22 protein-coding genes are annotated in these 25,902 nt (G+C 41.4%); 16 read left to right on the plus strand and 6 right to left on the minus strand.

Going from position 1 to position 25,902, the window contains the following annotated elements:
• Positions 1–20: 20 nt before the first annotated feature.
• Positions 21–629 carry a pyridoxamine 5'-phosphate oxidase family protein gene (locus tag AAFM34_RS03615; protein ID WP_341660056.1) on the minus strand — a complete coding sequence of 203 codons (609 nt, stop codon included), beginning with the start codon at positions 627–629 and terminating at the stop codon, positions 21–23.
• 254 nt (positions 630–883) lie between these two features.
• Here AAFM34_RS03615 and AAFM34_RS03620 point away from each other — a divergent pair, with 254 nt between their 5' ends.
• The 3 genes from AAFM34_RS03620 to AAFM34_RS03630 are packed head-to-tail and all read left to right on the plus strand — an operon-like array spanning position 884 to position 2,586.
• Positions 884–1,432 (plus strand): DUF2975 domain-containing protein, encoded by a 549-nt coding sequence (locus AAFM34_RS03620; RefSeq protein WP_341660058.1) that lies wholly within the window; start codon positions 884–886, stop codon positions 1,430–1,432.
• A gap of 9 nt (positions 1,433–1,441) precedes the next feature.
• The gene (locus AAFM34_RS03625) at positions 1,442–1,651 is read left to right on the plus strand and encodes a helix-turn-helix transcriptional regulator (RefSeq protein WP_114784013.1); all 210 of its coding nucleotides are present in this window, start codon (positions 1,442–1,444) and stop codon (positions 1,649–1,651) included.
• 56 nt (positions 1,652–1,707) lie between these two features.
• Entirely contained in the window at positions 1,708–2,586 is an 879-nt protein-coding gene (locus AAFM34_RS03630; RefSeq protein WP_341660062.1) for a hypothetical protein, read from the plus strand.
• A 58-nt stretch (positions 2,587–2,644) separates the two neighbouring features.
• Here the strand turns inward: AAFM34_RS03630 and AAFM34_RS03635 are convergent, their stop codons facing one another.
• A complete protein-coding gene (locus AAFM34_RS03635) occupies positions 2,645–3,277 on the minus strand; it encodes a hypothetical protein (protein ID WP_341660064.1) in 633 nt (210 codons plus the stop codon).
• 394 nt (positions 3,278–3,671) lie between these two features.
• Between AAFM34_RS03635 and AAFM34_RS03640 the strand changes: the two genes are divergently transcribed.
• The 5 genes from AAFM34_RS03640 (at position 3,672) to AAFM34_RS03660 (ending at position 10,749) form a co-directional block, all read left to right on the plus strand.
• Positions 3,672–5,390 carry a hypothetical protein gene (locus tag AAFM34_RS03640; protein WP_341660066.1) on the plus strand — a complete coding sequence of 573 codons (1,719 nt, stop codon included), beginning with the start codon at positions 3,672–3,674 and terminating at the stop codon, positions 5,388–5,390.
• A 112-nt stretch (positions 5,391–5,502) separates the two neighbouring features.
• Complete coding sequence (locus tag AAFM34_RS03645) at positions 5,503–6,405, plus strand: homocysteine S-methyltransferase family protein (protein WP_341660069.1); 903 nt, start codon at positions 5,503–5,505, stop codon at positions 6,403–6,405.
• Entirely contained in the window at positions 6,392–7,927 is a 1,536-nt protein-coding gene (locus tag AAFM34_RS03650; protein ID WP_341660071.1) for a BCCT family transporter, read from the plus strand. The genes AAFM34_RS03645 and AAFM34_RS03650 overlap by 14 nt, the downstream gene beginning before the upstream one ends.
• Before the next feature lie 96 nt (positions 7,928–8,023).
• Positions 8,024–9,409 (plus strand): TldD/PmbA family protein, encoded by a 1,386-nt coding sequence (locus AAFM34_RS03655; RefSeq protein WP_341660073.1) that lies wholly within the window; start codon positions 8,024–8,026, stop codon positions 9,407–9,409.
• Positions 9,409–10,749, plus strand: a complete 1,341-nt coding sequence (locus AAFM34_RS03660; protein ID WP_341660075.1) for a TldD/PmbA family protein — start codon at positions 9,409–9,411, stop codon at positions 10,747–10,749. The genes AAFM34_RS03655 and AAFM34_RS03660 overlap by 1 nt, the downstream gene beginning before the upstream one ends.
• A 49-nt stretch (positions 10,750–10,798) precedes the next feature.
• Here AAFM34_RS03660 and AAFM34_RS03665 read toward each other — a convergent pair whose 3' ends face one another.
• Positions 10,799–12,502 carry a protein adenylyltransferase SelO family protein gene (locus tag AAFM34_RS03665; protein WP_341660077.1) on the minus strand — a complete coding sequence of 568 codons (1,704 nt, stop codon included), beginning with the start codon at positions 12,500–12,502 and terminating at the stop codon, positions 10,799–10,801.
• 182 nt (positions 12,503–12,684) lie between these two features.
• A complete protein-coding gene (locus tag AAFM34_RS03670) occupies positions 12,685–13,551 on the minus strand; it encodes an alpha/beta fold hydrolase (RefSeq protein WP_341660080.1) in 867 nt (288 codons plus the stop codon).
• A 289-nt stretch (positions 13,552–13,840) separates the two neighbouring features.
• On the opposite strand from AAFM34_RS03670, the gene AAFM34_RS03675 reads away from it, so the two are divergent.
• From AAFM34_RS03675 to ompW, 7 genes are all read left to right on the plus strand, one after another.
• Positions 13,841–14,164, plus strand: a complete 324-nt coding sequence (locus tag AAFM34_RS03675) for a (2Fe-2S)-binding protein (RefSeq protein WP_341660082.1) — start codon at positions 13,841–13,843, stop codon at positions 14,162–14,164.
• On the plus strand, positions 14,157–15,542 hold the full coding sequence (locus AAFM34_RS03680; protein WP_341660085.1) for an FAD/NAD(P)-binding oxidoreductase: 1,386 nt from the start codon (positions 14,157–14,159) through the stop codon (positions 15,540–15,542). Before AAFM34_RS03675 ends, AAFM34_RS03680 begins: the two co-directional genes overlap by 8 nt.
• Positions 15,539–16,792: an FAD-binding oxidoreductase gene (locus tag AAFM34_RS03685; RefSeq protein ID WP_341660088.1), complete on the plus strand. Its 1,254-nt coding sequence runs from the start codon at positions 15,539–15,541 to the stop codon at positions 16,790–16,792. Before AAFM34_RS03680 ends, AAFM34_RS03685 begins: the two co-directional genes overlap by 4 nt.
• Positions 16,793–17,167: 375 nt before the next feature.
• Positions 17,168–17,482, plus strand: coding sequence for an isoamylase early set domain-containing protein (locus AAFM34_RS03690; RefSeq protein WP_341660090.1), 315 nt, complete (start codon positions 17,168–17,170; stop codon positions 17,480–17,482).
• A 199-nt stretch (positions 17,483–17,681) separates the two neighbouring features.
• Complete coding sequence (locus tag AAFM34_RS03695; RefSeq protein WP_341660109.1) at positions 17,682–18,938, plus strand: peptidoglycan DD-metalloendopeptidase family protein; 1,257 nt, start codon at positions 17,682–17,684, stop codon at positions 18,936–18,938.
• A 302-nt stretch (positions 18,939–19,240) separates the two neighbouring features.
• Positions 19,241–20,869: a methyl-accepting chemotaxis protein gene (locus AAFM34_RS03700; RefSeq protein ID WP_341660092.1), complete on the plus strand. Its 1,629-nt coding sequence runs from the start codon at positions 19,241–19,243 to the stop codon at positions 20,867–20,869.
• Positions 20,870–21,020: 151 nt separating this feature from the next.
• On the plus strand, positions 21,021–21,668 hold the full coding sequence (gene ompW, locus AAFM34_RS03705) for an outer membrane protein OmpW (protein ID WP_341660094.1): 648 nt from the start codon (positions 21,021–21,023) through the stop codon (positions 21,666–21,668).
• A 77-nt stretch (positions 21,669–21,745) separates the two neighbouring features.
• Here ompW and AAFM34_RS03710 read toward each other — a convergent pair whose 3' ends face one another.
• Positions 21,746–22,225 (minus strand): PaaI family thioesterase, encoded by a 480-nt coding sequence (locus AAFM34_RS03710; RefSeq protein ID WP_341660096.1) that lies wholly within the window; start codon positions 22,223–22,225, stop codon positions 21,746–21,748.
• Between the two features lie 373 nt (positions 22,226–22,598).
• On the opposite strand from AAFM34_RS03710, the gene AAFM34_RS03715 reads away from it, so the two are divergent.
• Positions 22,599–24,296 carry a S8 family peptidase gene (locus tag AAFM34_RS03715; protein WP_341660097.1) on the plus strand — a complete coding sequence of 566 codons (1,698 nt, stop codon included), beginning with the start codon at positions 22,599–22,601 and terminating at the stop codon, positions 24,294–24,296.
• Between the two features lie 50 nt (positions 24,297–24,346).
• Here AAFM34_RS03715 and AAFM34_RS03720 read toward each other — a convergent pair whose 3' ends face one another.
• Complete coding sequence (locus AAFM34_RS03720; RefSeq protein ID WP_341660099.1) at positions 24,347–25,057, minus strand: SDR family NAD(P)-dependent oxidoreductase; 711 nt, start codon at positions 25,055–25,057, stop codon at positions 24,347–24,349.
• Positions 25,058–25,902: the final 845 nt, after the last annotated feature.

The following is a 25,902-nucleotide window of genomic DNA, read 5'->3' on the forward strand; positions in this document are numbered from 1 at the left end:
ACCGTGAGTGTCCTAGTATCCTAAAGAGTTGATTTGTAGTATTTCACCATTTCTTTTTGATCAATATCCTTACAGTCAAGGCTCTGTTGCTCCTTTAATATTTGGCCTAGAGAGGGAAGTATTGAACGTTCAACCTTATATTCACCTGACCACAGTTTTCCTCGCATTATGGCTTTAGCACAGTGAAAATACAGGCTCTCTATGGTAACTTTGATGACTACTTTAGGTGCTTTTTTTCCATCAGGACACGCTACCAATATCTCTGAGTCGGTGTGAATGCTTGCCCTACCTTTAATGCGAATCACTTCATCAATGCCACTGACCATGATTAACAACCCAATTTTGGGGTTGTTGATAATATTTCTTAGGCTATCTAATCGATTGTTACCCGAGCTATCAGGTATCAATATGGTGGAGTTATCGATCACTTTGATGAAACCAGGAGCGCCTCCTCGTGGAGAGACATCAGTAAAGCCTAGTGCGTCACAAGTGCTTAGAATGACAAAATGGCTATGATTGACCATTGTTTTGGCGTGGCGATCTAAAGTGGGCAAAACCTTGTTCTGGGCCCTAGGGCTGGGTTTGGGATAGAGAGCTTCCAACTGGTTTATTGTTTTAATTTCACTCATTTTTAAACTTTTTTCGTTAAGTACAGCGAGCATTAAACTGTACCCTAAACAAATACTTATATCTAAGAATATGGCTGTTATTAACTGCCTTTATTAACGTTTTGCTCCATAGATCACGCCAGTTTATTAGTCTTACCTAAACTATGAATGTACTCTTACATTAAATATTAATTTTTTAATGTTTTTCGATAAATTTTTGTTGTTTTGTTGGTTTTTGATGCTAAGATGCCTCCATCAATCAATAGGAGACTTTTATGCAACAGATTCAAATGTACAGCCGAAAAATTGGACTAGTTCTTAACTTTTTGCTGGTGTTTTTGCCTTTGGCGACGGTTTATTTTTGGCTCACGGTACAAACTTCGAGTGATGTTTTAAACGAGACTGGTATCATTCAGTTATCTTATGAAATTGACGCTTTTATCCAGCAGCCTTTAACACTTCAAACTCGTCTCTGGGCCTTGCTGGCTAGCGCCCTGCCTTGTGGAATTTTGTTTTATGCCCTTGTTTTATTGAAGAAATTATTTAGAAGTTACGAAAATGCTGAAATATTTACTCTTCAGACGGTTAAGTACTATCGGCAGCTTGGTTTGGTATTCTTTTACTGGGCGATTGGTGGTTTTATCTACTCAGGGCTTATTTCAGTGGCGTTAAGTTTTAATAATCCGCCAGGTGAGCGTGTTTTGTCGCTAAGTTTTTCAGGTTTGGATGTGATGGCCATATTCTGCGGGTGTATTGTGTTGGTTATCTCACATGTTATGCACCAAGCCCAGCAAATTGCTGATGAGCAAAAACACACAATTTAGGAGTTTGCGGTGGATATTATAATCAATCTGGATGTGATGATGGCCAAACGCAAGATGCGCTTAAAGGAGTTATCTGAGCGAGTGGGTGTCAGTGAGCAAAACCTATCAATCTTAAAAAATGGTAAGGCCAAAGCCATTCGCTTCAGTACATTAGAAAAAATCTGTCAGGTCTTAGAATGCCAACCCGGTGATATTTTGGAATATCAGCCAAGTGCTTAATCAAGACAATGTTAACTAGGCGCTATTATTCAGCGCCAGTGACTGAGGAGTCATCTATGTCTACTAAACCATCAAGACAATGGCTTGGGCTGTATTTGTTTGTCATGGGTATAATTGCTGTGAATATCCATATACAAATGATGCATTTGGGGGTGTTGTACCCTCAATGGAAACCGACCCAATGGATAGAGACCGCTATGTTTGTCATTCAAAGCTTAGGACTATTATGGCTGAGTTTGCAATTGGTGCGTTGGAAGTCATCAATCAGCTTTGCTCAACAATTTGGTATCGCTTTTGTCACTATGGCTGCAATCCAAGAGCTTTTTATCCGTTTACCACTCACTGCTGGCTATACCGTGGACCAGAAGTATTTATTTGTCTGGGTGTTAAGTTATCTTCCCGAGCTTTTAGTCACCTTTGTGACAACGCTTGGCATTATTAGCTTTCAACGCTACTTAGTAAGGCGTTACACTCTATTTGTCATAGCAATAGTGGTCACTTTTTATAGCGTTGGGATACATCTTTGGTTAACCCCATTTTTGCAACAAATCACGGCCCCACTTGCTCAGTTTGTTACTCCGCCATCCGATTCGGGGGTGCTGTCTTTCCCATATCCTATGATAGTCGACATTATCGCATCGGTGACCTTTATTGAGCCTATGATTGCCGCCTATTTTGTGTGTTACTTGATTGGTCAAAATGGTACTAGAAATTTATACGTTCTGCTAAAAACTATCGCTGCACTATTAATACTGACTAAAAGCGGCGCAAAATTTGTATTGTATATGTGGATTTCAACGATCGATGATTTGATGGACCGTTTGCTGAGTATCAGCCAATTTACCCTAGAATGGGTGTTTATTGCCGTGGCGGTTAGTGTTGTTGTGTATAGTAATCAATATCTTTTGGATCCACTAGGTTCACAAAAAGAGTAGACATTGGATGCATCATTACACCAGGATGCATCCAAATACAAACTACCTAATCGGTTGTTCAAAATTTAAGGTTTAGTCTTTCTAAGTATGGATTTTTCTCACTGTTCGATGTATCATCGCGTGATAATATTAATGTTAAAGATTTGTTTCTATAACCATATGATATATTCTTCAAAAGATCAGAAATGAAGTTAATCTCATTTGCATAACCTGAGCGAATATCTCCTGTTGAAATCATTTTCTCTGTTTTTCTCATTACTCTTTTCGTATGGTTACTTATATTGACACTACGAGCATAATATTTATCTATTGACTCTGGCTTACTCAAAAAGTCAGATCTAAGCCTTTGTAGCTTATCTACTGTTCTAATCAGGCTTTCAACTATATCAATCAGCTCAGACCTGGAGTCCTCATCTCGAGGAGAGCTATATAGGAACTCACGATTGATGTCAGATGTAATATTTTGTAGTCTTCCTCTGACCTTATTGAGTGTCATGTATACTGCGGTAATATCCCCATCATAACCATGTGGCATGTTACTTTGGTCATAGATAACATTATTTTCTAGGTAAATTTTGAAAATATCCTCATGCGTCAAGGATGATGTATTTTGACCTGCTAGCTTACTCTCAGAAAGAACGTTGGAAGAAATAGCCAGTAAACCTAAAGCCACAAATATTGATTTTTTCATTATCTAAACCTTTTTAGCAAGAAATATTATACATTTAACAACCATTTCATATGAAACTATTAATTGTATGATCTTGATTTCATATTTAATGTGTATTTAATTGTTATTTGTATCATTACTCTTTATGTTTTTTTTATCAAGCATTTTATATAGATAAGGAATGTATTTTTATTATATTTACCATTAATATCTTAATTGAACATAATGCTTCTTTCTCTTTTTATTTTTATCGTTGCAATTATAAGAGTAGGAAGTATCCGACTATATGACGAAGTCCTGTTACTGACTAAACTCCAGATATCCTATTGAGATAAAGCAAACAAGGTTCAGTTTTCTGAATTCTGGCTAGGATATAGTCTTGTTTTCGTCTAGTTGATTGATAATAAGGCTGTTTATGTTTGATTCGATTCCGATACGTTCACTTGTTTTGGTTTCATTAATTGCCAGTAATATGGCGTGTGCAGCGAGTGCTGACACGCCATATGTGATTGATGATGAGATGGTAAAAAGGCAAGTTTCTCTATCTGCCAATAAGGAGCCTAAAGCTCCCAGTCCATCTGATTATGGGTTTGGTCCGGATGGGCGTTTTTATCACCCAAAGGAAGCGCCAAGCTCGCATCAGGCACAGCCGTTTGAAGGCCAGTTGGACTATTGGGATACACAAAGCTATCAGCACAATATGACGGTTGAAGCCTATTATCCGATTACGGTTGAGCCTTTTCATACTTGGCAAAATATGGTGGATTTTGATGGCAAGCGCTACTTATATCAGTATGTCAGAGGTGACCTAAAAATCTTTGATGTGACTAACCCTAAAGATGTGCGTTTGCTACTAACCAAAGGTCATACTTGGGGGAAATCTGGCCCTGGAGAGCTGCAGTCACCTTTCAAAGACGGAGAAATGATGGGCGCAGCCTCGATTCAATGGAGTGAATCTGAGCAAAGTTATGTAATGGTGCAAGCCTATGAGGTTAGGCGCTTTGGCTTACTTAAGGATAAGTATCGTAGTCCAGAGCAAGTTAAAGCTATTCGGCAAAGTCAGCACTTAAAAGGCTTTAAGGTATACAGTATGAAAGGACCCATGCCAGAAGATTGGACTTTGCTTGCTGAACGCACCACAGATATTCTTCATCCTGATGCGCCAGTTGGTCAACAGCAAGGCTCTGGTGTACGCGATATCCCAGTGTATTATGGTGACGGCGTTATGTATGTCGCTGCTGCCCCAGATAAACGATATGCCCTAACTGAATATGCCAACGATCTTTATAGCGCGGGCTATCAGGCGTGGGATATGTCGGACCCTCGCAACCCTCGTTTGCTTGATATGCTCTCGGTACCGGGCCAAATTGTCGGTGACGCTGAGCATGAAAAGGTGTATCAAGATAATCCGAGAGCAGGTAATCGCACGTCGTGGATGGGCGCTCGTATGTCATTATTTTTGAGTGATAAAGATGCGGACTATGCCTATGCTGCGATGGGGGGATTAGGTTTTTATGTGGTCGATATCCGTGATCCTAGTCAGATGAAGGTCGTAGGACATCTGAACTTTCCACCGAGCGTAGCAGGCACAGAGGGGGATTTTGTTGATGTGTCTCAAGTCCAGGAAACGGGTCTAGTTTACTACAGTGGCTATCCACTCAATGAAGACTGTTATGAACCCTATAAGGACGTTTATATCATCGATGTATCAGAGCCCAGTAGTCCGGTGGTAAAAGGAGTCTTACCTCGTCCTATGCCGCCAAAAGAGGCAAATTTTAAAGACTATTGTCAGCGCCGAGGCAGCTTCGGTCCCAAACGAACAGGAGCCTACCATCAGCCAGGCACGGCCCAATCAGGTTTTCTGCCTTACAACTTCTACAATGCTGGCCTACAAGTGTTTGATGTTTCCAAGCCAAATGAAGCGTCTGTCGTAGCTTATTTTGTTCCACCTTTTGCACCAGACAAAGTGGTTGACTATGCCATGGGAAATTTATCTCATTCTGTCTATGTTGAGTACGACCGAAATCTATTTTGGCTCTTCACAAACCATGGCTTCTATGTCTTATCGAGCCCAGTGCTAGGAGAGCCTAGCTTCCAAGCACCGAAGAAACCATGGCCTATTAAAGGAGAATAACGGCATACTCAACATGAAAATTATTCATGTTGAGTATGAAGAATACTAACTTTAACTTGCGGACTATTGTGGTTTAATGACTGCTTGGATGTTGAGACGTATGGATGTCTAAATGGTTAAGCTTACAATATTAGATGGTGGAATGGGGCGCGAGTTAAAACGCATTGGCGCGCCCTTTTCTCAGCCCTTGTGGAGTGCGCAAGCACTAATCGAATCACCAAAGCATGTCAAACAAGCTCATCACGGCTTTATTGATGCAGGCGCACAAATTATAACCGTCAACAGTTATGCTTGTGTACCTTTCCATTTAGGTGAAGCTCTTTATGCGGAAAAAGGATATGCGTTGGCTCAGCAAGCCGCGCAGCTCGCCCGAGAAGTGGAACAAGAGTCAGATAAAGAAGTGCTAGTTGCTGGAGCGATCCCTCCGGCTTTTGGGTCTTATCGTCCAGACTTATTCGATGCGCAAAGAGCACAGGCAATCACATCCCATTTAGTCGATGCTCAGCAGCAATATGTGGACGTTTGGTTGGCAGAAACGGTTGCAAGCCTTGGCGAAATGAGGGTGATTACGCAGGTTTTGTCTGACACTGATAAGCCCGTATACATCTCTTTTACCCTGCAAGATGAGACTGGCCAGTCACCATGCCTTCGCTCTGGAGAGCCAGTTTCTGACGCCGTTTCCGAGCTGCTGGATAAAAACGTGGCTGGTATCTTCTTTAACTGCTCAATACCTGAAGTGATCGAACATGCTATCCAAGAAGTGAATCAAGTGACAGAGCAAACCGGTACAGCGCTTATTATTGGCGTGTATGCCAACAGCTTTGCGCCGATTAAATCTGATCATCAAGCCAACGAATCTTTACAAGAGATGAGACACTTCTCACCTTCGGAATACCTTGAATATGCGCAAAAATGGTATCAACTGGGCGCGAGTGTCATTGGAGGGTGTTGTGGTATCGAGCCAAGCCACATCCAAGCATTAGCAAACTGGAGAGATAGCCTTGAAAAATCTTAACTTAGGACTGGCTATCCCTGCGATTGTAACGGTTTTATTTATATTGCTGGTTTCATCGCTTCACCCAGAGCAAGCTCAAGGCTTAGCGGGTAATGCGATGACTTTTGTTACTGATTGGTTTGGCTGGTTGGTACAACTGAGCAGCCTTGCTCTGGTTGGTTTTTTGCTGTGGTTGGCGTTCTCAAAATACGGAAATATTCGTTTGGGTGACGATAAGCCTGAATACTCCAATTTCTCTTATGGAGGAATGATCTTTACCGCAGGTGTGGGTGCCTCTTTAATTTATTGGGGAATTGGCGAACCCATGTATTATCTACAATCGCCTCCTTTTTTCGCAGAAACTAATAGTTACAGCGCCGCAGCCTGGTCTGTTACTTATTCTATTTTTCACTGGGGGATCACTGGTTGGGCGATTTATTGCTTCCCTGCGATTCCATTTGCTTATGCCTTTTACGTCAAAAAGCAACGAACCTTGAAGCTTTCTACCCTATGTGAACCAGTACTAGGCCGCAATAAATTCATTGCTAAATGTATCGATTTGCTGGCGATTTTTGGCACCTTATCGGCTTTCGCCAGCTCATTGGCATTAACAGTTACTCTGCTTAGTGCGGGCGCTGCTCAGTTATTGGGCGTCGAGAATAACCTCGTTTTACAAGGCAGTATAATATTGCTGTTTGTGCTGGTTCTTTTTGCTGTCACCTTGGTGGGCTTTAATAAAGGAATCAATAAGGTATCTGACTATACAGTGATATCAGCGATTATTTTCGCTCTATTTGTTCTGTTCTCGTCCAATGTACAATTTATTTTGAATAACTTCACCGACTCTGTTGGGGTCATGCTTGATAGTTTTTTCCGTATGTCACTTTGGACAGACCCGGTGCAGCAAAGTGGTTTTCCGCAAGCTTGGACCCAGTATTATTGGTTTTGGTATTACGCTTATCTGATCATGATGGGCTTATTCATTACCCGTATATCCCGAGGGCGTACGATACGCGAAGTTATTCTTTATTCCATTTCCATGGGCTCTTTGGGCTGTGCGTTCTTTATCTCTATTTTTGGCGGTTATGCGGTTTGGGCTCAGTTATTGGGGGGGTATCCAATCCAAGATTGGATGGGTGAAGGTGGACTCACTTTTGCCGTTGTATCTTTAATTCAAACATTACCAGCTAAGAACTTGGTTCTTGCTCTGTTTTTGATTATCCAATTCTTTTTAATGCTGACGACGATGTCGAGTGCGAGTGTTGCTACCTCTATGCTGACGACTAACCAGTTGTCGTTAAATGGAGACCCAGATATTAAGGTTAAGCTTCTTTGGGCAGCAGCCATTGCCTTGATTAGCTTTAGCGTGTTTCTAACCGGAGGAGGTATCAATACCATAAAATCACTTTGTGTGGTGGCTGGGCTTCCTATGATGTTTATTTATGGCATTTTGATAAAACAAATCATGATGGAACTTAAGGGTAAAAGCGAGCTACGGGAGCCTCTCACGCAGCCTTTAGTATCTAAAAAAATGATCGCCTAGCGGTAAGAAATATCAAAAAGCAGACCAAGAGTAGAGGCAGTGGCGGGCGGTTCTTGTTAAGATGAAATGTATCAGTGCAGTCGCCTAGGAGATTTCATGCTTAACCCTGTCACAGCCAAAGCCGTCATTGATCATGCCCTATTCTTAGGTGCTGATTTTGCCGAGCTATTCGTTGAACATCATCAGACGAATACGGTTCAAGTTGCTTCAAGTGAGGTAGATAAAGTTAATTCGGGTATCGATTTTGGTATCGGTATCCGGCTTTTTTATGGCCAAAAAGTTCTGTATGGCTACACCAACAGTACGGATGAAACTGAATTAAAGCGCGTTACGTCTTTGCTTGCAGCCAAAGATAAACGTCAGCAAATTGCCTCAGCAGGAGAGTTGAATTTAAACCCTTACCCAGTTCAACACGGCTGCACAATGCCTCTTAGCCAAGATGCGAATCTCGATGCAAAAATTGCCTTTTTGCTGGATGCAGATCGAGCGGCGCGTGAAGAAAGTGAATGTATTAGCCAGTTTATCGGTAGCGTCCTTCAACGTGAGCAGAAAGTCGCTATCTTCAACTCAGATGGATTACAAGTGGATGATACTCGTCACTATATTCGCATCGCAGGTAATACTGTTGCGCAAAAAGGTGGTGAGCAAACATCTGGTTCTGAAGGCCCTGGCGCTTTGTCAGGTTGGGAGTTCAGCCAGCACTTGGATGCGAAAGAGCTTGGGCAAACTATTGCTCAGCAAGCTTTGGTGAAATTAGGTGCAGATGCGTGCCCATCCGGTGAAATGCCAGTCGTGATCGGTAATGGTTTTGGCGGTGTGATTTTCCATGAGGCCTGTGGTCACTTGCTTGAAACCACAGCCGTTGCTAAGAAAGCCTCTGTATTTCATGACAAAATGGGCGAGATGATTGCACACTCTGCGGTAAGCGCGGTAGACGATGGCACTATGACCAACGAATGGGGATCAATTCATATTGATGACGAAGGCATGCCGACGCAGCGTACCCAGCTAATTAAAGATGGTCGATTAACCAGCTTTATGGTTGATAAAATGGGCAGCCTAAAAACAGGTTATCAACCAACGGGTTCTGGCCGTCGTCAAAACTACAAGTTTGCTCCAGCTTCGCGGATGAGAAATACCTTTATCGAAGCGGGCAGTCATTCTCTTGATGATATGTTTGCTGGTATAGAGCGAGGTATTTACGCCAAAAAAATGGGAGGAGGCTCAGTTCAACCCGGTACTGGAGAGTTCAACTTTGCGGTGAGAGAAGCTTACTTGATTGAAAATGGCAAAGTGACCAAACCCCTCAAAACGGCGACCCTAATCAGTACGGGACCAAAAGTACTTAAAGAAATCAGTATGGTTGGTCAAGACATGGCTTTGGCACCGGGCATGTGTGGTTCGGTCAGTGGCTCTGTTCCTACCACAGTTGGCCAGCCTTCACTTAAAGTAGACAATATTTTGGTTGGAGGTGGCAACTGATGAGCCAAGAACAACTTCTTAAGTCAGTGGATTACGTGTTATCTAAAGCCAAGGAACATGGCGCGGAAGCGGATGTGATTGTCAGTCGTAACAGCAGTTTTTCTCTAAAAGCAAACCAAGGCCAACTTGATGAGTATAAGGTAAGCTCTAGCCAAGTTATGGGTGTGCGCGTTATCAAACAAGCACGCGTGGCGACCAGTTATTCCGAATCATTAGAGCCATCCAGTTTAGATTCAATGTTGGCTAATGCGTTAGAAAGCGCACGATTTGCCAAGCAAGATGAGCATCAAACCATCGCTTGTACCGATAGCCAGATTGAAACTGATGTAGCCGAGCTGACACAGCAAGACACAACCTTAGTCGATGAAAAAATTGAACTAGCCCTTGGGTTAGAGCAAAACCTTATCGATAAGGCGGAAGGTGTCAGTTCACCTTACAATGGCTATAGCGATGGCGAAGTCCAGCTTATTGTAGCGAATACTAAAGGCAGCTTGTGTCAGCACTTTGAACGCTCGTTTAGCTGTTATGCCTACGCCTTACTTGAGCAAAATGGTAAACAAGCCATGGCGGGTAAAATGTCGGTCGGTCGACGCTTCGCTGATTTAAATTCGAACTTATGTGTTGACGAAGGCTATCGTCTAGCCCAAGAGCTACTGGATGGTGCTCCAGTGGCAACCGGAAATTATTCTGTTGTGTTCACTGTTAATGCCCTCAGCAGTTTATTTGGTGCTTTTGGTAGTGCTTTTTCTGGTGTGAGTGCAATGAAAGGAGTGACGCCGCTTGCCGATAAAGTTGGACATACGGTTGCCAATGAACTGATTTCTCTGTCAGATGTGGCTTATATGCCGAGCGGTATGGCGATTTCGGGCTTTGATAGCGAAGGTTTTGCCACCCAAGACAATATCTTGATTGCAAATGGCGAGCTGAAAACCTTACTGCATAATAGCCATAGCGCAAGCTATCTAGGAGTTCAATCGACAGCAAGCGCTGCGCGAGGGGCGAAATCCAGTTTGGATGTTTCGGCAAACCACAAAGTGATTGCACTTGGTAGTAGTACCCTTGCTGAAGTCCAGTCTGGTGAATATCTCGAACTTGTAGAGCTGCAAGGTGTTCATTCTGGCGCTGATGTTGTCAGTGGCGATTTTTCGTTTGGTGCTAGTGGGTTTTTGTGTCGTGATGGGCAGCGTATTCAACCGGTGCGCGGAATAACCGTGGCTGGTAACTTCTACAAGATGTTAGCTGAAGTGGATGCTGTAGGGGATACACAAATGAACAATGATAGTCATACCTTCTTTGCACCAGACATTCGATTTGCTCGATTGAGTATCGGCGGCAAATAAACCCAAAAGTCTAAGAGAGGACTCGCTGAGTCCTCTCTCGTTGGAAAGCTTAAGATGAGCAACTGTAGTGGGAAACGCCGCCAGAGGCAAAAAACTCTAGCGGTCTTAAACGATAGTATTTTTCCTCTACCTGCGATGATTGCTCACCATAAGGATCTTGGAGTACTTGTTCTAACTCATGAATAAGTGAATAATCCCCTTGCTCTGCTTGCTGATAGGCAGGCACAATCAGCCATTCTCGCCATGTATACTTGGGATTCACTGTTTTCATCTGATCCGACGCAGATTCAGGACTTGAAGTGGAAAGAACCTTATCTCGCCATGAAGATAACCATCGCTGCCATTCATTAAGGATTTCTTCACTTGGCTTGGCGTAGAAGCTAGGCTCAATACCTGATACGTCATCTGGAATATGACAAAGCTCGCGGAATAAGATGGTGTAGTCGACATGAGTTTTCATCATCAGAGTGATAAGTTGATTGAAAAGAGCATTGTCGAATGTTTCCCAGCCAAGTTTGTCGGCCCACATCTGACTGACTTTACTCTGCATCATTGGCGAAAAGCCTTCACAAATATCGTCTAATTGCTCTTCTTGCTCTGGTGAAGAGTGCAACAGTGGCTTAAGTGCGGCGCAGAAGGTTTCAAAGTTTTTTTCTGCAGCCAGGGGTTGATTTAGAAAGGCGAAATGGTTTCCACCGCCTGTCCATGGTTGGAAATAAGGCTCAAAGTATTCACAAAAACCGAATGGTCCGTAATCTAGAGTGAAGCCTCCTGCTGCGCAGTTGTCACTGTTGAAGTTACCTTGGCAGTAGCCGACACGAATCCAATTAGTGACAAGAGAGGTTAATCTCTCTCGAAATTTATCGGCAAGAATAACGACCTTCTGTGTGAGTGGCAGTGAGTGTTCAATCTCATCTTGATATTCTCGTTCTATGGTATGCAGCACTATCATCTCGAGTTCTTTCATGGCGTCAGCATCAGTAAGGCTACGAGCACGACGACTAAAAAGTTCAAGCTGCCCAACCCGTAAGAAAGAAGGCGCAACTCGCGTGGTAATCGCGACGGGGTTAGACACCATGATATCGGGATTCTCTGAGCGAGTACCTTCACTATACCATGGTCGATCGACAGTGTCTGATTGAGATACAAAAAGGCATAATGATCGAGATGATGGGATCCCTAAAGTATGCATGTATTCTTGAGCAAGATATTCCCGCACACTTGAGCGAAGTACTGCTCTACCATCGGCTCCTCGACAATAAGGCGTTGGACCACCGCCTTTCAATTGCATTTCCCAGTGCTTATTATTCAGCACACCTTCAAATACTGAAATCGCTCGCCCGTCACCATAACCGTTACCGGTTCCAAATGGGCACTGTTGTATGTATTCGGTACCGAAGATCGAGAGTGCATAACCCGTTGCCCAGCCTATATTTTTCATCTCCTCTGGCACATGATTCATGTCGCCAGAAAAAAGGCGTTTAAAGTCTTCTGATTGTGCTAGTTTGTCACTGAGGCCTAGTTCTTTAAAAAACGTCTTACTGTGACTGATGTAAACAGGATCAGCAATTGGAGAAGGTTTGACTGGCACATAGTGCCCAGAGAGCACTTGTCTTGGCAGATGATCCTCACCACTGCTTGTTGCATCGGGATCGGGATGCAGAGTGTTGAGCAAAGAGTAGTTTGATGCCGCAGCAAGGCTTTGAATGTCAATCACTTTGTTCAAGGTCTGGTCGTCTTTTGGCTTACTCATTGCCTAAGTGCTCCAATGATGAATCTTATTCACTAGCCATGATACGTTGCTATCAATAAAAAGACATCAATCATTGAGGGAATACCTTTTAAAATTTGAGAAAAGGGCACACCTGCTAAGAAGCCTGCGAGCAGCGAGTATTCATTCTTAGACGATATGCCCTGCCTATTTTTAAGTGTGGGTTATAAGTATCGGTTGAACCAATCCAATTGCTTGGTCACTACCGATTCAAAATGCTGTCCTGAATATACCTCATAGTGTGTTGCGTCTTTTTCCACATGTAAGGATTTTGGCTCATGTGCAGCGTCAAACAGTAGTCTTGATTCTTCTAACGGATTTACGCCATCTTTTTCTGCCGCAACAATCAATAAAGGCTTGTTGAGGTTCTTCAGCGCTTGTATAGGTTTATGGTTTATGGTTTCCCATACGGTGAGAAATGGGATCTTTATGGTAAGCGCAGGGAAGTCATCTTTATAGTGATTAAAAAAGTCCACAGATTGGTCATCACTTAGTACTTTAGCAATAGGCACCATCATCTCTTTGCCGGTTTTGGCTTTCTTGTCACGCATACGCTCTAGTGTAGAGAGAAATTTCTCTTTTTCTTCCACAGACATTTTATCAGTAATAACGGTTTCACCGTCGGCAAAGGTAAGTTGGGCAACAACGCATTTTATATCGTGGCTTTGGCTTGCTGCAATTATGGCGTTGGCTCCACCAAATGAACTTCCCCACAAAGCGATACGACTTGAATCGACAGAAGTTTCCTGTTTTGCCCAATCTATAGCAGCATGGATGTCTTCGATTTGTAGAGCCGGAACTAAACGGCCTTTTTCACCTTCACTTTCACCAAATCCACGGTAGTCAAATGTTAAAGCGGCATAGCCGTGATTTGCAAAACGTTCAGCAAAAGCGGGAAGCAGTAACTCTTTTACGCCACAAAACCCGTGGCAAAGAATGATTAAAGGAGCTGGCTTTGTTGTGTTCTTCGGCAAAAATAAATGTCCGGAAATGGAAGAGCTATGCGATTTAAATCCAATTGTTTGATGCATTTTATTTCTCTGGATGGATGTATTTATGGTCTTTATACATGATGTTGTAGGCTAATGAAATTAGACCTTTTGATTTTGGTCAAAGTGACTTGGCTACCTTTATTCTCTCACCCCTTATCTTCCAATTTAACATATCTCACAGTGGTACTGAGTACTCACATGATAATTAACCACACTATTTGTGATGAATTATTGTTAATCAAAACTCGCTAGTATTTAGGCATTTAACTTACAAAATGCATGGGTATCATAGTACAAGCTTTGTTGCTCTTTTGCTTTGGAGACATCGATGAAATCTACTACGAAACGACATCAAGACATTACCGAAGTTCTCGATAAGCCATTCACCATTCGTGTGGATGGAAAACCCATTCCAGCAGTTGAAGGAGAAAGTGTCCTCAGTGCTTTACTTGCATCAAATATACGTCACTTTATGACTAACGATTATGGCACTAACTCTGGCCCCTATTGTGGAATGGGCGTGTGCCATTGTTGCCTATTGCATGTTAATGGCCGTTTTAAGCAACGAGCCTGCCAAACTCTAGTGAAACCTGATATGGAGATAGAAACTAACCGCAATCAGGTATTAGAGAAGGGGAAGAAACATGGATAAGAAAGTCGTTATTGTTGGAGCTGGACCTGCTGGAATATCGGCGGCCACTGAACTTGCAAAATTTGGTGTGCACACCACTGTGATTGATGAAGCGCCAAAAGCAGGTGGTGTGATTTATCGTGGTCCTTTGCGAAAAACCCATGATTTGCCTCACTTAGACACTAAGCTCAAAAAAGCTATGGATAAATTGCAGGAGGATTATCGTAGTAACGCTTCATATATTGACCTTAAAACTCAAACGAAAGTCTTGGGGCCTTTAGCTGATAGAACCTTACTCGTTAGCCACGATGGTAAGTTATCACAGATTGATTATGACTATTTGTTATTGGCTACAGGTTGTCAAGAACGCAGCATTCCTTTTCCTGGGTGGCAACTACCCGGTGTAATGCTTCTTGGTGCTATCCAACTTCAGCTAAAAAGTGGTTTGGTAAGGCCCGGTAAAAAACTGGTGATCACAGGCACAGGCCCACTGCTTATTTTGGTTGCCTGCCAGTTGCATAAAGCCGGTTGTCAGATAGATGCGATTTATGAAGCGGCAAGATTTTCTTCGATTGCAAAGGAAACACTCGCTATCTTAAATCGGCCTCAACAGGCACTGGATGGGTTATCTATGATGTTGTATCTAAAGCAACATGACATTTCCCTCCATTATGGCTGGGGGTTAGTTAAAGCTGAGGGGGAGGGACAATTGCAGCAGGTTACGGTCGCTCCTTACGATGATAATTGGTGCCCTGATCATTCTAAAGCGGTAAAACATACTGTCGATACCTTAGGGGTTGGTTATGGCTTTGCAGCACGTTCTCAGTTAGCTCAACTTATCGGGCTTGAGATTCAATACGATCATATGAGTGGTGCTATACCCTGCGTTGATGAATGGCAACGTAGTAGTCAGGAAAACATTTATTGTGCTGGTGATAGTGCAAAAATTGCAGGTGCTGATGCTGCTGCTCTTGAAGGAAACATAGCGGCTAAAGCAATTGCCTCTGAGCTCAGTAAATTGGGGCGTTTGGATGCCCAACAAGATATTTCAGCGATGCGGAAACGTTTAGCGCGCTTGTATCGTTTTCGTGAGGCTTTTGACCATGTTGGCTACAGGGAACTCGGCTTACTCTCGTTACCAGACGAAGATACGGTGATATGTCGTTGTGAGCAGGTGAAGCGAAAAGCGATTGATGACGCCATCCAGCAAGGGTGCAGAGATATTGTGACCTTGAAAATGCGCACCCGTATAACCATGGGTGATTGCCAAGGAAAAACCTGCGCGCATTACTGCTATGACAGGCTTAAAAAAGAGGGCTTAGTAGCTGAGCAAGGCATGGTTCGCCCGAGGTTTCCTCTTGACCCTATCCCATTTTCTGCTTTGGAGGAAAAATCATGAAAACCTATGATGTTGTTATTTGCGGTGGTGGTGTTATTGGTGCTTCAATAGCCTATTTCTTGAGTAGAGAAAAAGATCTTAATATTGCACTTGTGGATTACAAATACCCAGGCAATGCTTCACGAGCATCAGCAGGTGGTTTATGGGCAATGGGCGAGTCGACTGGGCTTGGTTGCGGGGTAATTTTATTCAAAACCCTATCCAAACAGATGCAAGAATCGGGATCTGATATCGCGCCTAAAATGCAGCCCCATATTATGCCCAAACCATTTTTTGATATGGCAATGATGTCAAATGCCATGTATCCCGAATTGTATAACGAGCTGGTAGAGAATCATGGTGTCGACTTTAAGTTTGAGAAAACGGGGCTTAAGTTTCTCATGTTTGATCAGTATGACCGAATGTATGCTGAACAAATAGCAGCCGCCGTTCCGGACAGGCAGCAGCATGTTCGATGGTTGGATCAAAGTGAACTGCATCTAGAAGAGCCGAATGTATCTGAGCACGCAATAGGTGCGATGGAGTTTGACTGCGACCATCAGATAAATCCTTACCGCCTTAATGAAGCGTATCTTGAAGCGGCAAGACAAAATGGTGTTGAACTTTACTTAAATACTAAAGTTACGGGTATTGAAAAGCATCAAAACCGTATAACGGCGGTTGAAACTGAGCAAGGGAGGTTGCCTTGCAAAGTAATGATTAATGCTGCTGGGGCTTGGTCTGAAAATATCTGTCGTTGGGCGACAGGTTACGATCTTCCAGTGTTTCCTGTTAAAGGCCAAGTTATCATCACCGAAAAACTCCCTAAATTACTAAATGGCTGCTTGACGACAAGCGATTGTTATATTGCGCAAAAGGATAATGGAGAGATTCTGATCGGCTCGACAACCGAGGAGCGAGGTTTTGATACAACCAATGATATTAAATATATCAAGCAACTTGGATTAGGTGCTATGAAGTCGATCCCCGCCCTCAAAGATATGAACATCAAACGTTGCTGGGCTGGGCTTAGGCCTGGTTCACCTGATGAACTGCCAATAATCGGTTCTGTTCCTGGCACTGAAGGGTACTTTAACGCTTGTGGGCATTTTCGTACTGGTATGCTGACTTCAGCAATTACAGGGAGAATATTAGACGAACTAGTTAGAGAGCTGTCTACTTGTGTCGACATTTCGGCTTTCTCGTACCAGCGTTTTCTTAATCAAGAAGGAGAAATGATAGGTAAGTACCACCTAGATCATGCTTTATAACTCTGTACCACATCAGCTTAAGAGTCAGTTAAATCTGGCTTTTAAGTTGGTGGATTGAAGGTACAAAAACTTTGAGCCTTAATCCTATAATATTCAACCTTTCACTCTCTACCCATATATTGATAATAAGAAAGCGAGTTTTTCGTGTATCTCTTATTTTGCTCATTTCTATTACATTGTTCATTTTGTTCATTATCAATAAGTTGTGTCGACTTAGCTTTTGTGATGATGAGCATAATGAATGCCTTTGGTTATCAAGCTACAAACTTCAAATAACGTGAATCTGGTCAACCGATCTCGCGAGAAGCAATAGTTTTAGACACTATACTTTTTGAGCTTATGGCGAAAATACCAACCCCAATAGTGGAGTAAATCATGATTAATAAACGTTTTTTCAAGACTAAAGATGAGGTGGAAGTGACTTTCGAGCTGTCGGCAGCACAGGTCCGTGAATCTGTTGCAATCGTAGCTGACTTCTCAGACTGGCAGCCAGTGGCAATGAAAAAAATTGTTAAATCAAAATCATACAAGTTTAAAACGCGGTTGCCGAAGGATAACCACTTCGAATTCCGTTACTTGATCGATGGGCATCATTGGGTGAATGATCCTAACGCAGACCAATACCAACCTAATGGATTTGGCACCGATAACGGTTTAGTTTCAACTTATCATAACCTTGAATTAAATTGATAAAATGATATTTTTATCATGAATAATATTGCAAAAATAGGTTGGTTTGTCTCTTTTTTGATTCAATAATGACAATCAGAAGGTGACAAGCCTTCCAGAAATCCGTAATCTTAGTCTTTTGTTTTAACCATGTATAGGTCAAATTGTGCAACCCAATAGTTTTAGATCTCGTTTTAGAGAGCTTTCTAAATCGAGAAAGATGATGCTTTTGAGTCTCCCTATTGTTGCCGCATTGGTTATCTCTGCAACAAATAATACCAGTCAAAATAAGCGTACAATTCATCTTTCTATACCGGAATCAAGCATTGGAAGTGACCAAAATAACCAAGCTGAGATAGTTCGTGATGTACCAGACTATGAGTACGTCATAAAAAGAGGGGATAATCTCAGTACCATTTTTGATCAGTTGGGCTTTGGTTACAGCGAACTGATGAAAATAATGGAAACGGACCTAAACTACTTGGCATTAGACACCTTGAGGCCTGGAAATACTCTAAGATTTTGGCGAGATGGCGATACTAAACGTCTTGCTAAAATGGAATTGGAATTCAGTATTGTTGATAGAGCCGTCTACAAACTGCTTGATGATGGCAGTTACGTATTTAATGAGGTAAAAATCCCGGGAATATGGAAGGAGCATGCTCTAGTTGGGGAAATCGCAGGCAGTTTCTCTCAATCTTTACATCGTATTGGATTAGGGAATAGCGAAAATGAACAAATTGTTACCTTGTTGAAAGATAAACTTAATTTTTCACGTGATCTCCGCGCTGGTGATGTTTTTGAAGTTGTCCTATCAAAACAGTATGTTGGAGATAAAGACACCGGGAATAAAGAACTACAAGCGATAAAAATTTATAACCGCGGCCGTGAAATTACTGCCTATTTGCACTCAGATGGTCAGTACTATGATAAAAACGGTAACAGTTTGCAGAGAGCTTTTCAGCGTAAGCCTTTTAGTGGCAGCTATCGTTTGAGTTCTAATTTTAATCCAACTAGAAAACATCCTGTCACTGGTCGCATTGCACCTCACAATGGTACAGACTGGGCTACTCCTGCTGGTACTCCAATCCAAGCAACGGGAGATGGTGTAGTTATAATGACACGTAAACACCCTTATGCGGGTAATTATGTAGTGATTCAACATGGAAGCCGCTATAAGACTCGTTATCTCCATTTGAGCAAAATATTGGTTAGTAAAGGCCAAAAAGTCTCTCGTGGGCAGCGGATAGGTCTGTCTGGAGCGACAGGGCGTGTCACAGGTCCACATATTCACTATGAATTGATCGATCGAGGCAGGGCTGTTAATGCTATGACGGCTAATATACCCATGGCAAGTTCGGTTCCAAAAAGTGAAATGTTAGCATTTAAAGCACGTCGTGATGCGTTAGATACTATGTTGAGGCAGCAAGAAATTCAGCTTGCTGGTAATACTGAATCTGACCCACCTGCTAGTTAATGCTCAAGCATAGCTTTAAAGCTAACTAGCTTGTTATTAAGCAAAAATGCTCAAAACTTCTGCTAAAGTATGATAACTGCTTTAGTTTGATTGCGGAAAAAAGACGCACACAATGCCCGGCAATGTGTGCGTTTTTTGTTGTCTTTAATAAAGTAAGAGGTAATGTCGCAATTTATAGTTTAGAGATGAGTGTAGATTGTTCATAATTCGATATGAATCACGTCCATTTTGAGGGCGAAATATCACAGATCGCTATTTATCGTCTAGAATTATTGATTGAAACGTCACTTAGGATTTGTTTTATGAAAATGTTGCAAAAACTACCGACGAAAGTGCTAATTTACAGCGCTCTCATTGTCATCATTCTTGGATTTGTATCTGTCGCAATTCTGGCCAATCAGTCAAATCAGAATGTGATGGTGAGCCAAAGTCAGGTATCTAAGACTTATACGATAAAAGGTAAACTCGACAGTTTACTTGAGCAAATCCTTAATGTCGAAACTGGGTTTCGCGGTTACATGCTGACCAAATCGCAAGCTTCTCTCATGCCATATAATCTAGGCATTAAAAATATTGAAAAAGATATCAAATACTTGGCAGATATTTTTATTAATAACCCTACTGATGATCAAACCAAACGTTTGAACGAGATCAAACGCTTGTATGAAGAATGGCTCAGTGTTGAGATTGACAAAGGCATTCAACTAAGAGAGTCCGCTAGTGATTCTGAGGTGCTAGACTTCATTCAGCAAGAGCGCCGTAAGTATGTGGATGATATACGGGTTATTTTCGAACAAATCGACGGTGCCGAAGAAGCATTTTTGCAAACTCGTTACACAGCGCTTAAATCTTCTTTATCCTCTTCAGTATTTAACGTCATTATGTTGTCAATAATATCCTGTATCATATCAGGTTCATTCCTTATACTTATCAATCAGTTATTGGGCAAAAATATCGATGAAATGTCGCAAGCAATCAAGCAACTTGCCAAAGGAACATTGAAACCTTTACCGTTGACACCATCGAAAAATGAGTTTTTTAAAATCAAGCGGACATACAACCAATCGATTGAACAGCTTTCTCAGTTGATCAGAGAGCTCACCGAGTCCTCAAATAATACCAATTCAGCCTCTGGTCATTTGACTCAATTGATGCAAAATACATCGGACAATACTCAGGATGTTCTTAATCGCGTGGAGAGTATTTCCACGGCTATTAATGAGCTATCGAGTACTTCTAAAGAGGTGTCATCTAATGCGGTACAAGCTGAAGAAGAGACCAAAAAAGCAATCAGCAATGTGAAGAACGGCAATACTGCCTTGGATAAATCAATAGTGCTAACCCAAAATATCAACAAGTCTGTTCAAGAAACAGCCAGCATGATTGAGGAGCTGAAAAACAGTGCGGTCAATATCGGTGAAGTGACCAATGTGATCAGTTCTATTTCTGAGCAGACCAACCTACTGGCTTTGAATGCAGCTATCGAAGCCGCGCGTGCTGGTGAACAGGGGCGTGGTTTCGCGGTCGTGGCAGATGAGGTTAGGCAACTTGCAGGTAAGACACAAGAATCCACACAAAATATTCAAGAGATCATTACCAAGCTCCAAGAGCAATCAGAGAAAGCCAATAACAATATGATTGCAAATGTTGCGTCGATACAGGAATCTGTGGATTTGTCTGATAACGTCAAATCGTCGTTTGATGATATAGCCAATTCTGTCGAAGCTATTTCAGGGATAAATACCCTTGTTGCTACCGCTTCCCAAGAACAATATAGTGTGACTGAAGAAATCTCTCAGAGCACGGTGACCATGTTTGATTTGGTCAACGAAAATGTCGGTGCAGTTGATCAAGCGAAGAGTTCTGCAACAGAATTAGCCTCGTTAGCTGACAAGCAAAATACTGAGTTATCTTTCTTTAAGGTTGAGTAAAGCTGGCGATCAAACTCTTAAAAAAGACGCTGCCTAAGCCTTTAGGCAGCGTCTTTTGATTTTTATCAAAGTGGTTAATTTTATCTATGGTAGCTTGTCCCCAAAGGTATGAATTTCTGGTTCAACAAAAGAAGCCTTAAGGGATATCAAAATGAAAAAAACACTATGTGGTCTTGCTGTTCTCACAGCTCTTGTATCTGGTAATGTCATGGCTCATAAAGAAGGTGACTTTATTGTTCGTGCAGGGGTTGCTACAGTTTCACCTAATGATAGCAGTGGTGACGTACTCAACTCGTCGGGTAGCCATTTTTCCGTAGACTCCAACACTCAGCTTGGTTTAACTTTTGGGTATATGTTTACCGACAATATCAGTTTTGAAGTGCTTGCAGCGACACCGTTTTCTCATAAGATTTCAACTAATTTAGGCAATTTGGGTGAAGTAGCCGAAACTAAACATTTACCACCAACTTTTATGGTTGAGTACTATTTTGGTAATGCAGACAGTGATATCCGCCCTTATATTGGTGCGGGTATAAACTACACTATGTTTTTTGACGAAGAGTTAAATGGCACGGGCAAAGGTGCTAACTTAAGTGATTTGTCTCTTGATGATTCATGGGGGTTAGCAGCAAATATCGGTATCGATTACATGATAAACGAAGATTGGTTCCTTAACGCTTCAGTGTGGTACGCTGATATTGATACGACGGCAAAGTATAAACAAGGTACAACTGAATACTCTACCGACGTAGAGATAGACCCATGGGTGTTTATGATTGGTGGTGGCTATAAATTTTAACTATAGGCTTTACCGAGAAAGACTAATGACTTTACTAGAAGCCAGCATTTTAAAGTGCTGGCTTAATGCGACATAATTCACTGTCTAGGTTCAAACCATTGGTTAGGGACTTTTACAGCGACAATTGTACTTTGACAGCACAGAGTGTCATCGGCAAACAAATTGCAATCGAGTACAATTTTACTTTCTTTCGCTTCCGAAATTGTTGCGACTAACCGAACATGGCTGTCAATGGGGACTGGTTTTGCAAATTTTACCTCTAAATTCCCAGTTGCAAACCATACTAACTCGCCTTGTCCTATCTCCCTCCCACGCATCAGATAGCCTTTGGCAATTGCAGTACACACGCTGTGGCAGTCGATAATGGTTGAAATGATGCCACCATTAAGAAAGTGCAACGGTCCAGCACTGTGGTGTGGTAATGGGGTAAAATCACACACAGATTCGTTTTCACCACTCCAGTAGCTCTGAATTTTCAACCCTTGGTTATTCTGAGGCCCACAACCAAAACAATGGTTATTGGGGATTTGTTCTTGAAATGATCGTCTAAGCTCCATGCCTACTCCTCAGATTTCAGTATTATAAATTTCAATCACTTAAGTCGATCTTAGTTAAGCATGTCCGATATATTCTTCAAGTTTATAATACAAATTTGTGATGTTTTACGATTATTTCACACTGTATGAAGATATAAAAATAGGATATTTATCCATATGCCATACAGTACTTAGAATAATGCCTTTAATATTTTTTCTATAAATTGTTTGTGAGTTAATTATCAATAGAATTTATCTCAAACTTTAAGAGATAAATGTCGACAATAGTGAGATCTTAATATCATTTAGCTGATGATATGAATGACCTTATGAGCTTTGCATCTTATCGTTTTGTTCGCTTTTTAAGCGCTTAATTAAATAGGATGTAATTAAAATGAAAAATGGATATAAACTTTCTACGCTTGCCATTGCTATTATGGCGTCGGCGTCGGTCTCTGCGGGTATTACTGTTGAGCCAAGTCCTTTTGTCACCGATGTAAAAGGAAATATTGTCGAAGATTATTCACAGCAATCGATCAAGCCTGTCGCTTTCTCCCCTATGAGCATGATGATTCCTCCTTCAGAGCAAAGAGGCGACTGGTTCAATATGTCAGCAAATTACTCGAATCTACAGGGTGTTGGTGCTGACTATGTGTATGAATCTATGCTTCCACCACTGAAACCTCAACCAGTGATTGTTGCGGTACTTGATTCTGGTGTTGACATTGAGCACGAAGATTTAAAAAGCAAGCTGTGGACAAATGAAGATGAGATCCCCGGTAATGGCATCGATGATGACGGTAATGGTTACATTGATGATATTCATGGCTGGAACTTTTTGGGCAACTCTTTAGGTGTAAACGTTGACCAAGATACTTTGGAAGTTACTAGAGAATACAAGAAGTATCTTGAAATGGTCGCAGAGCAAGAGTGGATTCCGCCTAAGGCGCTCGAATATTACAAAGGTGTAGAAGCTGACTATCAAAGCTCTGTATCTAATAACCAAAATCTTCTTGAGAAAGTGATCAAAGCTACTGATGAAGCTAATGGCTTTAAAGCCATTATTCTAGGGCTAGTTGAACATAAAGATTTCACTGTCGATGGTTTGCAAATACTACTTACGAATTCAAATCCAGAAGTGGTAGAGGCGGCAAAGGGTTTGTTGGCTGTGTTTGAGTCATGGTATTCAATTGACTATTTAGAATCACGCAAAACACGCTACCAGACAGCTCTTGATTATCACTACAATTTAGAGTTCGATACACGTAAAGATATTGTTTTGGATGACATCGATAATGCGTGGGAAAAAGGTTACGGCAACAATGATGTTAAAGGTCCGGTAGGATCGCACGGTACACATGTTGCTGGAATTATTGCTGCTGAACGTCGAAATGGAACTGGTATTGATGGCATAGCCCAACACGCTCAGATAATGGCAGTTCGTATGGTGCCAAATGGTGATGAAAGGGACAAAGACATAGCTAATGCCGTTCGTTATGCAGTCGATAACGGGGCAAAGATCATCAATATGAGCTTTGGTAAGAGCTACTCTCCGCGCAAGTTTGTTGTTGATCATGCGTTTCGCTATGCGGCACGTAAAGGAGTTCTAATCGTTCATTCTGCTGGTAACAGCCGTAATGATAATGATGTTAAACCAAGCTTTCCAAATCGGTTTGCGAAACACCAGTGGTCTAAACCTATCTCAACTTGGATGGATATCGGAGCCTCAGCTAAATATGCCGATGATGCTCTTGTAGCGAGCTTCAGTAACTATGGTCAGGAAACAGTAGATGTATTTGCTCCTGGTTATCGAGTTCTGTCTTCAACGCCTGACAATACTTATTCCACATATAGTGGTACTAGTATGGCAGCACCTGTAGTCTCAGGAGTAGCTGCTATGGTATGGTCTCATTACCCTGATTTGTCTGCAGTCGAGCTGAAAGAGCTATTGATGAGTAAGGCTCGTACTTACCCAGAACTTTTAGTCAAAAATCCGACCACTCCAGAAGAACTAGTGCCATTTAGTACTTTGTCCGTCTCTGGCGGTGTTGTTGATGCAGAAGCCATTTTTGACGAACTTCAAAGTCGTTAATTTGCTATTTTGTCACTCAAGAGGGCTACGCTAAGTAGCCCTTTTCATCCTTAACTTTCCATATCAATCACCTTACATCGTATTGGCAGAACGGACATCGAGGCTCCTGAAGACAACTGGCGAATAAAGTCCATTGCTTTGGTGATATCTGTGGTTTCAATTTTGAGTGAATTGTCAATTCTTCCATCGTTAGTCATGTCTGTATCCACAACGCTTGGACATAAACAACATACCTTTATATTGTGTGGCAAAAGCTCCTGATAAAGTGACTGGCTATAGCTTACTATTGCAGATTTTGTGGCTGAATAAGCGCCAATTTTAGAGACAGGAGATAAACCTGCTGTTGAGCCAAGATTGTATATTTCCCCATATTTTTGTTGGCGCATTCTTTGTGCTACTGCATTACAAATAAGCATGGTCGAAGTTAGATTAACATTCACTAATTTTATGAGTTGAGAGGTAGAAACATCAATGTGACCTGCTGTTAATACACCAGCACTGCTGACGAGTATGTCGATAGTTTCCAGCTCGGCTAAAATGGCTTGAATTGATGTATCCACTGTTTCTGGATGAGAAAGATCTACGCTAAAATTTTGTATAGATAGATTAGGGAAATCTAGACTGAGCTGAGAACTAAGTTTCTTTAGGTTATCTGTGTTATTAGCGAGTAGCACTAAATTGTAGCCTTGCTCAGCAAGGTAGTGGGATATCGCTTTACCGATGCCACGGCTAGCACCTGTGATGACAGCTGTTTTGGTCATAGTCTATGCCCTTTTTGAGTCGTATGACTGTAATACTGATTACTAGACTACTTCATATTTCTATGTAAGGTAATATGAAGTTAGGTCAGTTTATTACTAACTTACATGTTTTTTTTATATAGGTTAAGAGGTAAAAAACAGGTCGTATCAGATATCTGAACCTGTTATACAGTGATGACATGTAAAGGATGATAAACATCTATGAAAGATAATGATGTAAAAATAACAACCAAAAAATTTATGTTAATATAATTAACCTTCTATTTTATTTTTATTAAATATCTTGATTTAAATAATAGAGTATTTAATCGGTTTTATTATATTTTTCTTAATTTTTTCTATTTTAATTTAGATGCGTAATTAGTTATAAGGTATAAGATATTTTTAATTATTAATTAATATATTCTGGTTTAAACTTAACGGATTAAATATGCAATTGTTATGGTATAGAATAAGTTGACTAACAAGTATAAAAGGAGTTAGTCTGTACTAAACCTTTGATTTTTCGGATAAATATTCATTATGTGAATAAGGTGGAATTTTTTCCCTAATTTCATTCGTCATACGAATTTCAATTGGACGAAAAATTGTGTGAGAATGAGCATGGAGAAATGATTACAGTAAATAATATGCATCAAAACTCTTTAAGCACGTCAATTCTTATGCTAATGGCTGTCGCTACGTCGCATTTGTTGATAAATGAAGATTCTTTATTCAAGTTGAGAGTTTTTTATGACTAGACTTAGTTGTGCAAAGTTGATGCATAGTATTTATATTCAAAGTTTTGATTCATTTTTTATTATTAAGCTTGCTGGCGAGATGAATCAGATTCCATGATTTAGCTA

Source organism: Vibrio sp., from assembly GCF_038138445.1.
Lineage (GTDB): Bacteria > Pseudomonadota > Gammaproteobacteria > Enterobacterales > Vibrionaceae > Vibrio.